Raw genomic sequence first — 13,025 nt, 5'->3', positions numbered from 1 at the left:
CTGGTTAGCAACAAAGGGATTAAAGCCATGAAATAGGGAAAGGGTATCCACAAAAAACCAATCGCACGGCTTCTGTTCAGATAGTTAAGGCACCGCAAACTGCTGGAAATAAGAGGCATAATAAATGCAATGATCAGCAGGATTGAAAGGGAATCGTCCGCCAGAAAGGACAGGTAGAGCGAAAACCAGACTAGCTGGAAAACCAGGAAGATGAAGTATTCGAGTTTCGAATCTTTTTCTTCGTAATTCATGCAGAGTCTGAACCCTTTTTTTATGGTTTTAAAAATCAAGACCACCTCTTTTTTGGAACAAATATCAGGTTAACCAACCGGCTCAGTTGGCTTGCATCAGGGGCATGCAAGCGGTGAAGACCTCTTATCTCAACGCGAAAACAGGCGTTCATTGAGCGTTTCAATACGCGGAATAATGTAATGAATTTATAGAGTAAGGGCCAGAAAGATATCCCGGTACTGAACGTCGTACACACACTTAGGGATTTTTCGTGGCTAAAACTCTTATGGCGGGTGCAGAGGCAATCAGGTGCTGATTAGGTTGTTTTATCCTGATTACTGAGGAGTGAGAGTAACCGCTGCTGATACCAGAACCTATTTGTGATCATGAATGCAAATTATGCGTTTCCTCTCCAGCCGGGTATCGCCTGTAAGGTGCATTTTCGTGTGGTACCTGTCTGGGTTAAATTTGTGCCAGTAAGGGATGAAAAACCTCGTGGTTGTCGTTGCTTTACTTTTCCCTCACGTGCGGCTCTATGATATACTTTCGCACCTTTAAAATCCGGGATTAGTAGAGGGATAGCGGCTCCATGAGCGACCTTGCGAGAGAAATTACACCGGTTAATATCGAAGAAGAGTTAAAAAATTCTTACCTCGATTACGCCATGTCGGTCATCGTTGGCCGAGCTTTACCCGATGTGCGTGATGGCCTGAAGCCAGTGCATCGCCGCGTACTTTTCGCGATGAGCGAACTGGGTAATGACTGGAACAAACCCTATAAAAAATCTGCCCGCGTCGTCGGTGACGTTATCGGTAAATATCACCCGCATGGTGATTCTGCCGTTTACGACACCATTGTACGTATGGCCCAGCCTTTCTCCCTGCGTTACATGCTGGTGGACGGTCAAGGCAACTTCGGCTCCATCGACGGCGACTCCGCTGCGGCGATGCGTTATACCGAAGTGCGCATGTCCAAAATCGCCCACGACCTGTTAGCTGACCTGGAAAAAGAGACCGTCGATTTCGTTCCGAACTACGACGGTACAGAGCAGATCCCTGAAGTTCTGCCCACCAAAATCCCTAACCTGCTGGTAAACGGCTCGTCCGGTATTGCAGTCGGTATGGCAACCAACATTCCGCCGCATAACCTGCGCGAAGTGATCAACGGCTGCCTCGCTTATATCGAAGATGAAAACATCAGCATTGAAGGGCTGATGGAACACATTCCGGGGCCTGACTTCCCGACAGCGGCAATCATCAATGGCCGCCGCGGCATTGAAGAAGCCTATCGCACCGGCCGTGGTAAGGTTTATATCCGTGCCCGTGGCGAAGTAGAAGTGGATGCCAAAACCGGGCGTGAAACGATCATCATTCACGAACTTCCGTATCAGGTGAACAAAGCTCGCCTGATCGAGAAAATCGCCGAGCTGGTGAAAGAAAAACGCGTCGAAGGGATCAGCGCCCTGCGTGATGAGTCCGATAAAGACGGCATGCGCATCGTCATTGAAATCAAACGCGATGCAGTTGGTGAAGTGGTTCTCAACAACCTCTATTCACTGACTCAACTGCAAACCTCTTTCGGCATCAACATGGTGGCACTGCATCAGGGCCAGCCGAAGATTATGGCGCTGAAGGAGATTCTTGAAGCCTTCGTTCGCCATCGTCGTGAAGTGGTGACGCGTCGTACTATTTTTGAACTGCGTAAGGCGCGCGATCGCGCACATATCCTTGAAGGACTGGCGATTGCGCTGGCTAACATCGATCCGATCATCGAACTGATCCGTCGTGCACCGACGCCAGCGGAAGCCAAAGCGGGCCTGATTTCACAAGCGTGGGATCTGGGCAACGTGTCAGCCATGCTGGAGCGCGCAGGTGACGATGCAGCCCGCCCGGAGTGGCTGGAGGCGCAGTTTGGTATTCGTGACGGCCAGTATTATCTGACCGAGCAACAGGCTCAGGCCATTCTGGACTTACGTCTGCAGAAACTGACCGGTCTTGAGCATGAAAAGCTGCTGGACGAGTACAAACAGCTGCTGGATCAAATTGCCGAGTTACTGCACATCCTGGGAAGCTCAGAGCGCTTGATGGAAGTCATCCGCGAAGAGCTGGAACTGATGCGCGATCAGTTTGGTGATGAGCGCCGCACGGAAATCACCGCAAACAGTGCTGACATCAACATCGAAGACCTGATCAATCAGGAAGACGTGGTGGTTACGCTGTCGCATCAGGGTTATGTGAAATATCAGCCACTGACGGATTATGAAGCGCAGCGCCGTGGTGGCAAAGGCAAGTCAGCCGCACGCATTAAAGAAGAAGACTTTATCGATCGTCTGTTGGTGGCTAACACCCACGATACCATTCTGTGCTTCTCCAGCCGTGGCCGACTCTACTGGATGAAGGTCTACCAGTTGCCGGAAGCCAGCCGTGGTGCACGTGGACGTCCCATCGTCAACCTGCTGCCGCTTGAAGCCAACGAACGTATCACGGCGATTCTGCCAGTGCGCGAATATACCGAAGGCTTCAACATCTTCATGGCAACCGCAAGCGGTACAGTGAAGAAAACGGGTCTGCAAGAGTTTAGCCGCCCACGCAGCGCCGGTATCATTGCCATTAACCTGCGCGATGATGATGAGCTGATTGGTGTCGCGCTGACCAACGGTAACGATGAAGCGATGTTGTTCTCGGCTGCCGGTAAAGTGGTGCGCTTCGCCGAATCTGCCGTGCGTGCCATGGGCCGTACCGCCTCGGGCGTTCGTGGTATCAAGCTGGCGCAGAACGATCGGGTAGTTTCACTCATCGTGCCGCGCGAAGAGGGCGCTATCCTGACGGTCACCCAGAACGGCTATGGTAAGCGTACAGCTAACAGCGAATACCCGACCAAGTCGCGTGCTACGCAGGGCGTTATCTCTATCAAAGTGACCGAGCGTAACGGTCCGGTGATTGGCGCAGTGCAGGTGGTCGACAGCGATCAGATCATGATGATCACCGATGCAGGCACCCTGGTGCGTACGCGGGTATCTGAAGTCAGCATCGTGGGCCGTAATACCCAGGGTGTGATTCTGATTCGTACTGCAGAAGACGAGAACGTGGTCGGACTGCAACGCGTTGCGGAGCCGGTGGAAGAAGAAGAGCTGGATTCCATCGACGGCAGTGTCGCGGAAGGGGACGAAGATATCGTGCCTGAAGTCGACAACGACGACGACGATGTCCCCGCAGCGGACGACGACGTGTAAGTCATCCAACGCACGTGAGTCATGAACGGCAGGTCAGGGGCAACCCGACCTGCCGTTTTTTTTGCGGTGGTGTTTTAGCAAGGATGATTTCCGGTAAGGTCAAACATTCCCAAACTGCGGTCGCGCTCCGCAGCCGACTGGCTTTTTTGCTGCGATAAAGCTAGTGTATGAGCATTAAAAATCCAACGATGCGACTAACCTTGCCACCTGCGAGTCACCTTTGAAATATCTAGTCTCTTTCCGCACGACGCTTCGCATTTCGCGCTATCTGTTTCGCGCGCTGGCGCTGCTAATCTGGTTACTGGGCGCGGTGCTGACCACCTTCTATATCATCAGCGTACTGCACGATAAAGAGAATAAGGTTCGTCAGGAATTCGCCAGCAACTACGGGACCATTGACTGGTACGTGCGCCACTCGGCGGGCATGATGCGTGAGCTCAAGTACATCGCTGAAAACCATTTAACCAGTGGCAGTAGCGGGGCCGATCCCTCAGGTCGGTTACCGGCCGGCAAAACCATTCAACCGCAGTTTACGCCACTGTATTCAGGCGACGACTGCGCCTCCATGAGCACCACCTGGCGCACCTCACTGGACTCACTTGGCAACTATATCAATTACTGGAAAAGCAACTTTGCCTCATCTTATGATTTGAGCCGGGTTTTCCTGATTAGTGGGGATAGTAAGTGCCTGGCGGATTTTGCTATCGGCAATAACGTCAGTCGCGATCGCAGTCTGAAACTGCTGCAAGAAAACCTGCAACGCTACCGCAACAGCTCGGAAGAGGACCGGCGCAATCCCGCTTACTGGGTAAACAGTAGCGCGCAGCCTGGCGTGGGTAGCTTCTCTGTTGTGATGCCGATATACGTTGCCGATAAGCTTCAGGCCTTGCTGGGGGTGGAACAAAACATTCAGCTTGAGGAGTTTATTCAGCCCGGTAGCCTGCCCGTAACAGCCACGATCACGGATGAAAACTATTATCCGCTCCTGACCTCGCGCCGGGGTGGTTTAGGTTTTTCACTAAATGAATTGCCCGATGACAAAACCTGGTTTGGCTATCTTGACGGTTATCGTCAACTGGTGCTGAAAAAACCGCTGCCGCCCTCGAATCTTAACGTGGTGTGGTCGGTATCGACCGATGTACTGGTCGATCAGCTTAAGCTGATGATGATTAATGCCTTATTGCTTAATATCCTGAGCGCGATTGTGCTGTTTACGCTGGCCTGGCTATTTGAGCGGCGCATGTTTCTGCCAGCGGAAGAAAATGCCCACCGGCTGGAAGAGCATGAGCAGTTTAACCGTAAAATTGTGGCCTCGGCCCCGGTCGGGATTTGTATTCTGCGCACCAGCGATGGCACCAACATTCTCAGTAATGAGCTGGCGCACAACTATCTCACGCTGCTGACGCAAGAAGATCGTAAGCGATTGAATGAGATTATCGGTGGTCAGCAGGTCAACTTTGTCGATGTGCTGACGGGCAGCAACACTAACCTGCAAATCAGCTTCGTGCATTCCCGCTATCGAAATGAGAACGTAGCCATCTGTGTGCTGGTGGACGTGTCCGCGCGTGTCCGTATGGAGCAATCGCTACAGGAAATGGCCCATGCTGCTGAACAGGCCAGCCAGTCGAAATCGATGTTCCTCGCGACGGTCAGCCACGAACTTCGTACGCCGCTGTATGGCATCATTGGCAACCTGGATCTGCTGCAGACGCGCCAGTTGCCGAGCGGGATAGCGTCGCTGGTCACTGCAATGAATAACTCCTCCAGCCTGCTGCTGAAAATCATCAGCGACATTCTCGATTTCTCCAAAATTGAGTCGGAGCAGCTGAAGATAGAACCGCGTCCTTTCTCGCCGCGTGAAGTGATTACCCACATTGTTGGTAACTACCTCTCCCTGGTAGTAAAGAAACGTCTGACGCTTTACTGCTATATCGAGCACGATGTGCCGCAGGCGCTTGATGGCGATCCACTGCGCCTGCAACAGGTGATCTCTAACCTTTTGAATAATGCCATTAAATTTACCCATACGGGCTGCATTATCCTGCATGCCTATGTCACACAAGGCTATCTGGCGTTCCGCACGCGGGATACCGGCGTCGGCATTCCGGCAAAAGAGTTAACCCGACTGTTCGATCCTTTTTTCCAGGTGGGTAATGGCGTACAGCGTAATTTCCAGGGCACCGGGCTGGGTTTAGCGATTTGCGAAAAGCTTATCAATATGATGGACGGTGATATTGAGGTTGAGTCTGAGCCAGGAATGGGAAGCCAGTTTATTGTGCGCATTCCCATCTATAACGGTAAGCAGCCATCAATCCCGCTGCTGGATGGGTTACAGGATAAGAAAATCTGGCTGGCGATGCGTAATGAATACCTGGCGCAGTATCTTGAGCGGTTGTTAAAGCAGCATGGTATTCAGGTCGCCGAATATCAGGCTGATCCCGGCAGTGATGATGTGGTGTTAACGGATTATTCGTTAGACGTTAGCTCTCCGGTTCGCGCAGTTATCACCGTTGACGGCTCACACGTGGACATGCCGCGTGAGCCCCAGGCCGGGCGCTGGATTCACAGCACCGCCACCCTGCATGAGCTGCCAACCCTGCTGGCGCGCATTTACCGCATTGCGGTTGAATCCGACGTGAACGATGCGTTGTCGCTGGCCAGTCCGGTAGAAGAGAAAATTCATAACGACGACATTATGGTGCTGATCGTTGACGATCATCCTATCAACCGTATGTTGCTGTCAGAGCAGCTTGGCACGCTGGGTTATCAGGTTAAAACGGCACAGGATGGCGTTGATGCGTTAAATGTCCTCAGCCGTAACAGCATTGATATTGTGCTGACCGATGTGAACATGCCGAATATGGATGGCTATCGCCTGACACAGCGGTTGCGTCAGCTTGGGCACGTATTCCCGGTGGTGGGCGTGACGGCGAATGCGCTGGCGGAAGAAAAACAGCGTTGTATGGATGCCGGAATGGACAACTGTCTGTCGAAGCCAGTGACGTTAGACGTGCTGAAAACGACGCTGGGTATTTATGCGGAGCGGGTACGTAAAACGCGGGAAGGATAGCCGGGAAGAGAGGCGGTGCGTAAACGCACCGCCTGCGGACTTAATCTTTATCGATTTGGGTCGCACTGACCGATGACAGGTAGTTGAGCAGGGCGATATCGTTATCCACACCCAACTTCATCATGGCTGATTTTTTCTGGCTACTGATGGTTTTAATACTGCGGTTCAGCTTCTTGGCAATTTCTGTGACCAGGAAACCTTCAGCAAAGAGGCGCAATACTTCGCTCTCTTTTGGCGACAAACGTTTGTCGCCATAACCGCCCGCACTGATTTTCTCCAGCAGTTTAGCCACGCTTTCTGGCGTATATTTCTTGCCTTTCTGCAGGGCTGCCAGCGCTTTTGGCAGATCGGTTGGCGCACCCTGTTTCAGTACGATCCCTTCAATATCCAGATCCAGTACCGAGCTCAGAATCGCCGGGTTATTGTTCATGGTAAGAACAATAATGGACAGGTCGGGATAGTGACGTTTGATATATTTAATCAGCGTAATACCGTCACCATACTTTTCACCTGGCATGGAGAGGTCGGTGATCAGAACATTCGCATCAAGCTTGGACAGGTTGTTGATCAGCGCCGTTGAATCTTCAAATTCGCCTACAACGTTAACCCACTCAATTTGTTCCAGAGATTTTCGGATACCGAAAAGAACAATTGGGTGATCATCCGCAATAATTACATTCAAGTTATTCATCTTATTGGTTACCTTGCTGCAGCAGTTGATTGACATAAGCGTCAATATTACTGGTGGTATTTGTAATGTTTGAATCGTCACACACTTTAATGTGGTGTTCTAACTCTTCACAAAGCTGTTTGCCCGGTGTCAAATTGAGCATAGCAAACACGCCTTTAAGGCGATGAGCTGTCTGAGCAAGCGAGGCATAATCTGATATCGCTGACTCAGTATACAATCTCTTTACATCATCCGGTACTGTCTCAGTAAACAGCTGGAAATAGCCACCACTTAACAGTGGCGTGCTGGCGTCATCGTCGGTGTCATCCTCCATCACATCGTGGGACAATTGCTTCTCAATCAGTGCCAGTAATGCATCAAGTAGTGCATTGCTGAGATTGAAATTGACGCGATACTGTTGATCGTTTAAAGCATGATGGCCGGGTTCATCTTCCGCCAGCAATAAAGCCCAGCCACATAATTTGCTGGGGTCGTCAGTAATTTGTACATCATGATCCTGGCCTGAGATGCGTTCATCTGGCGTCAGGCAGCGTGCGCCCCAGTTCTCCAGATGGCGACAGACGATCTTGTGGACGTCTTCAACCGCGATCTCCACCAGGGCGGTAATCCCTTCGAGAATTTTCTCTTCATCCTCTTCGCGCTTTTCTTCAAGCGTAAGCGGAAGCTGAATATTATAGCGAGTGCCAATATCCGCTTTGGCGACGATTTCCAGACTGCCGCCCATCTGCTTGCACAGCTGTTTACACAGGAAAAACGCCATGCCGGAAGCCTGACCATAACGATCCTGGCTGGTATCGCCCAGGAAAGGGAAGTCGACATTCGCCAGTTCATCCACGGTGAGTCCGGCACCGGTGTCCACCAGCTCGATATAAAGGCGGTCGGGATGGTGCTCCGCCGTTTTCACTTCGAGCGTTATCTTGCCCCAGCGCGTCGTGATCAAGGCATAATGCATCAGCGTCGTCAGCACTTTGCGCAGGGCACGGCGATCGCCAAACCGCATTTCATCATTCGCCTGATGATTATTCACCACGAGCGATAATCCCTTGCGACGCAGCAGCGGCAGACTTTCCAGAGTGATCTCGTCCAGCAGTTCCTGCAGGTTAAACACCGAGGCATCCGGGGACCAGTCATGCGCTTCAAGGCGATTGAGCAGCACGATATCGTCAACCAGGCGGGCCAGTGACTGACTCTCATCCAGAATATCCAGCACGCTCTCGTCGTTCTCACGCTGGCTCAGGTGAACCAGCTGCGAAACGATCTTTTCCAGCGGCTGGTTTAACGCGTGACCAAGGTGATGAAGCAACTGCTGACGCATCTGGTGGTTACGATCTAACACCTGTTGCGCTTTCTGCAGCTTCTTGTTCACCAGTAGCTCACGATCCTGATCGCGCATCATAAACAGCTGAGTATGCGGTGATAAGACGCTACGCGCGTGGCGGATTTCATACACCTCATTGTTAATCGTGGCTTGCAGTACGCCCTGATGCTGATCGGACATATTGATGATCTTCTGCAAATTAAGGTGAGGCAAAAGATGCTCAGCGATTTTATTGCTTAATAAGGTGCGATTGCTGGCGAAGTCATAGACCAGCAAGCCAACCGGTAAACTGGCGACAATCTCCTGATTGAGCACACGGAGCGAATCCAGCTCGGCGCTCTGGTTTTCACTCGGGCGCAGAGACTGTTGACGTAATAACAACATTCCGCCAAGTGACAGCAAGAACAGCACCAGGTTAATCAGCAACGGCCACATCAAATTATGCGCGCTGTCGAGCAACAGGCGTAAGAAGGGCACCTGATAGACCAGCTGTAACGATGTGCTCGGGAGCGTTGCGGCTATTTCGATATTGTGACTGACCAACGAAACCTGCGTGGTTTCGACATCTTCCTGGTTGCTGCTGGCGCTGTTATTCAGCGGAGCATCCTGACGCAACTGGAAGTTTTCCACCGGCATATTGAGTGGAATCAAGTCATTAACAGGTAAATCAAATGCCACCACGGTGGCCAGATGGCCCGGCTGATTGAACGTCGTACGCAGGGTAAAATAGTGGTCATTCTGGAAAGCGAGATGACGCAGCGGTGAAAAGCTTTCACGCTCATCCAGCGCATTAGCCTGTTGCAGCATTTCTGCACGCCGTGCCTCAACCAGAGAACTGATGGCGTTCTCTGTAGCGCGTGGTCATGTCTTTCAGGGGCAGGGTGGAAATCATGATCAGGCTGTTGTCCTGACCATTTAAAAAATACATTGACCATGTCGGCGTTTCTGCACCCCATAACGTATCCAGGTAACTGGACATCCGCATCGACATATCCAGCGTGCTGCTGTCATGCGAACCGAAAATCAGCGCTTCGGTTTTGCGGCGGGTTTTTTCCAGATAGTAGACATCCGGACGCAGGCGCGTCTCTTGTAAATTCGTGGCGGGTGTCGATCCGGCGGCGCTGGTCGACAGGTTTTCATAGATCTGCCAGGTCACAAAGCGATAGGCATCAATGCGTTTTTGAATATCACGCGCCATATCCGCCATGGCATAACGTTTATCTGTCAACCAGGCATTGACGGAATTTTGCACCATAAAGCCCAGCGCCAGTAACAGCACCAGATTAAATACGATAAAAAAGCGAGTGACATTACCGGATGTCAGCGGAAACTTATACAACATAGCGCTCAGATACCTGAATTATCGCGCAACGTTGCGCGCACTGACAGCCACAGCTAACAATAACAGTGCAATAAGCAAAAATGCACCGCTAAGGCTAATCCATTGAGAAATGAACCCGATCAACGCCGGACCAGAAAGAATACCTGCATATCCCAACGTTGTCATGGCAGAAATCGCCAGGTTCGCCGGCATATCATGCTGATTACCTGCCGAATTAAATAACATGGGCACGGTATTCGATAAACCAAAACCCACCAGTAAGAAAGCCAGCAGTGAGGCTTCTGGCCAGGGCAGGAGCACGGCTAAGGTCATGCCTGAAGCCGCCGCCAGCGCGCCCATCAACATGACCGGGTAGCGGCCAACGCGGTGAATGATTTTATCGCCGCTAAAACGTCCAATCGTCATGGCGACGGAAAACAGGGCATAACCCAGCCCGGCATGCGCCGTTGTCATTGAGGGGTTTTGTAACAGCAGAAGTGCGCCCCAGTCGAGCACGGCTCCTTCCGCTAAAAACAGAATAAAACACAGCATGCCCAGAAAGGCGACGCGTCCACGCGGAATCACCAGCCACGACTGAGCGGGCTGATGTAAGCGCTGATTCATATAGGTTGGCAGACGCCAGAGCAACAGTACCCCCATCACGGCCATAATGATTAACACGGCTATTAACGGGGTAAACGTCAGGCTTAACAGCAGGCTAACCGCACCGGCACCCAGAATACCGCCCAGGCTAAAAAAAGCATGGAAGCCCGACATCATCGGTCTGCCGGCTGCTTTTTCCACTTCTACCGCCTGATAGTTCATGGCGACGTCCAGCATGCCCAGTCCGGCACCAAACAGCATCAATGTTGCTGCCATTAACAGATGTGTTTGCACTGTGGCGAGCAGCGGCATCATGAATAACACCACTAACGTCGAACAGACCATCACTCTGCGGCAGCCAAAGCGCGCCACTAAGGTGCCGGTCACCGGCATGGCAAGGAGTGAGCCAATTCCCAGACACAGCAAAAGCGCACCCAATGAAGCGCCATCTAAGTGCAATCGATCGCGTGCATAGGGCACCAACGGAGCCCAGGCAGACATCCCCAATCCGTTGATCAAAAAAATAGTACGGGTGCCCCCGCTCAGGCGGCTGTCAGATTGGCTTGATTTTGCGGCATCCAGTGCTGTCATGGCTCTAATTCATCAGTAGCAAAGCAGAAAAGTGTAGCATCAATTTCCTGTAAAACGCTGTGAGAACACAGGTTTAACAGGTTAACCGGCCTGCTGTAACAGGTCATGAGAAAAGCCAGTGTACCGACTTTTATCCTGATGGATGTGTTTTCCAGAACTTTCCTGGCACAGCCCGCGAATAAACCCCAAACAGCTCCCTTTCCAGGACGATCTTCATCACAAATTCGCAAGGTGAATAGCTTAGCTGAATTTGAGTATCTGGCAGAAAGCAAAGAACCCAAAAAAGAGAGTCTTTTCCGTCACTTTTGCTCTTTACTGGAAACATTTAGCAATGTTTTGACATGGGAGATCATCTTTCCCACCCTGTGCTCTGCTGATTAATCACAAATATGGCTAATGTTATTTTGATTAATTCATAAATAAAACTGCATCTTATGATTGATTTTTAAACGCGATAAGTTAACTATTGATTGCATGGTGTTGCTGTTTATGAACATCGGTTAACAAGAATTTTAAAAAATAAAGTAAATGCTTAGGGCATGGACGGTTTTCTGTGTCTTTTTCTTGCACTGCCCACACCAGACTGAAACGTTTTCTGATACACGGCATGAAAAAACGTCAATGTGAAATCATAACTTATTTTTATGGTTTTACATTTCAGCTAATTAGATATTCTGGTGGAGCAAGGTCAAGATGGCAGAACTCACTCAAAGTCGCGTCGATATCATTTCTCGTGCAAATGGTACGCTCACGTCTCAGGTCAACGGCGGCTTAACACAAACGATTACGCTCAGTGAACCCAGCGTTGTACGCATCAACGGGACACGTGAGGCCGTCGTACAATACCAGCGTCAGGGCGACGATCTTATCGTCCAGATGCGTGACGGAAGTTCTGTTCGCTACAAAAAATTCTTCCTGGATGATGCCGCAGGCGATCACAGTGAACTTGTCTTTGACGATGGCGTGAACCCGCCCGATCATGCGCTCTTTCCCACCACGGCTGGTGCAACCGATTTAGCCACGACAACCGTGACGCCCAGCTATGAGTCGCTGGATAGCGTGGAGCCGCTTCTGCTGGCAGATAACAGCAATATTTCCACCGGCCTGATGACGGCGAGTGGTGTCGGCTTGCTGGGTCTTGCGGGCGCTGCACTTGGCACCCGCCGTGGCGGTGGTGGTGGCGGAGATGACAACGCGGCTACGCCAGGTACACCGGGAACGCCAGGCACACCCAATACACCTTCCCTTAGCGTTAATCCGTTTGCCGGTGACAACGTACTGAACAATACCGAGAAGGCCAGCGATCAGCCGGTGTCGGGCACCACCACCAACGTCGAGGCGGGGCAGACCGTTACCGTGACGCTGGGCGGGCAGACGTATACCACCACCGTCGGGCCAGACGGCAGCTGGAGCGTAACGGTGCCGTCGGCGGCGCTGACCGCGCTGGCGGCAGGCACCACCACGCTTAATGTCACCGTCAGCAATGCGGCGGGCACTACCGCCAGTGCAGAGCAGGTTGTGACGGTGGATGCTCCGGTTACCACGCCGGGCGCACCAACGCTGACCGTTGATCCGTTTGCCGGTGACAACGTTCTTGATAATACCGAGAAGGCCAGCGATCAGCCGGTGTCGGGCACCACCACCAACGTCGAGGCGGGGCAGACCGTTACCGTAACGCTGGGCGGGCAGACGTATACCACCACCGTCGGGCCAGACGGCAGCTGGAGCGTGACGGTGCCGTCGGCGGCGCTGACCGCGCTGGCGGCGGGTACCACCACGCTTAACGTCACCGTCAGCAATGCGGCGGGCACTACCGCCAGTGCAGAGCAGGTCGTGACGGTGGATGCTCCGGTTACCACGCCGGGCGCACCGACGCTGACCGTTGATCCGTTTGCCGGTGACAACGTTCTTGATAATACCGAGAAGGCCAGCGATCAGCCGGTGTCGGGCACCACCACCAACGTCGAG

Annotated in this window: 6 protein-coding genes and 1 pseudogene; 4 read left to right on the top strand and 3 right to left on the bottom strand. The window is 52.1% G+C overall.

The features are described 5' to 3' along the window. Positions 1-820 precede the first annotated feature (820 nt). Both gyrA and rcsC read left to right on the top strand, forming a co-directional pair. Positions 821-3,463 carry a DNA topoisomerase (ATP-hydrolyzing) subunit A gene (gene gyrA / locus FBY13_RS08790; protein ID WP_063880274.1) on the top strand — a complete coding sequence of 881 codons (2,643 nt, stop codon included), beginning with the start codon at positions 821-823 and terminating at the stop codon, positions 3,461-3,463. 220 nt (positions 3,464-3,683) lie between these two features. Beyond that, positions 3,684-6,533 carry a two-component system sensor histidine kinase RcsC gene (gene rcsC, locus FBY13_RS08785; protein ID WP_096010872.1) on the top strand — a complete coding sequence of 950 codons (2,850 nt, stop codon included), beginning with the start codon at positions 3,684-3,686 and terminating at the stop codon, positions 6,531-6,533. A gap of 40 nt (positions 6,534-6,573) precedes the next feature. Here the strand turns inward: rcsC and rcsB are convergent, their stop codons facing one another. The 3 genes and pseudogenes from rcsB to FBY13_RS08770 all read right to left on the bottom strand — a co-directional run bounded on the left by rcsB (position 6,574) and on the right by FBY13_RS08770 (position 11,057). Beyond that, on the bottom strand, positions 6,574-7,224 hold the full coding sequence (rcsB, locus tag FBY13_RS08780; RefSeq protein ID WP_014605387.1) for a response regulator transcription factor RcsB: 651 nt from the start codon (positions 7,222-7,224) through the stop codon (positions 6,574-6,576). Between the two features lies 1 nt (position 7,225). Continuing rightward, positions 7,226-9,884 (bottom strand): annotated as a pseudogene (rcsD, locus tag FBY13_RS08775) (phosphotransferase RcsD). Positions 9,885-9,902: 18 nt separating this feature from the next. Beyond that, positions 9,903-11,057: an MFS transporter gene (locus FBY13_RS08770; protein ID WP_145393979.1), complete on the bottom strand. Its 1,155-nt coding sequence runs from the start codon at positions 11,055-11,057 to the stop codon at positions 9,903-9,905. A gap of 105 nt (positions 11,058-11,162) precedes the next feature. Between FBY13_RS08770 and FBY13_RS23425 the strand changes: the two genes are divergently transcribed. Further along, complete coding sequence (locus FBY13_RS23425) at positions 11,163-11,438, top strand: hypothetical protein (RefSeq protein WP_186440805.1); 276 nt, start codon at positions 11,163-11,165, stop codon at positions 11,436-11,438. Positions 11,439-11,750: 312 nt separating this feature from the next. Continuing rightward, the coding region (locus FBY13_RS23710) for an Ig-like domain-containing protein (protein WP_255474478.1) at positions 11,751-13,025 on the top strand (1,275 nt) is incomplete at its 3' end.

The organism is Pantoea sp. SJZ147 (genome assembly GCF_007828605.1).
GTDB lineage: Bacteria > Pseudomonadota > Gammaproteobacteria > Enterobacterales > Enterobacteriaceae > Pantoea > Pantoea allii.
The sequence above is the reverse complement of the archived record's forward strand: the minus strand, read 5'-3'. Positions and strand labels throughout refer to the sequence as shown.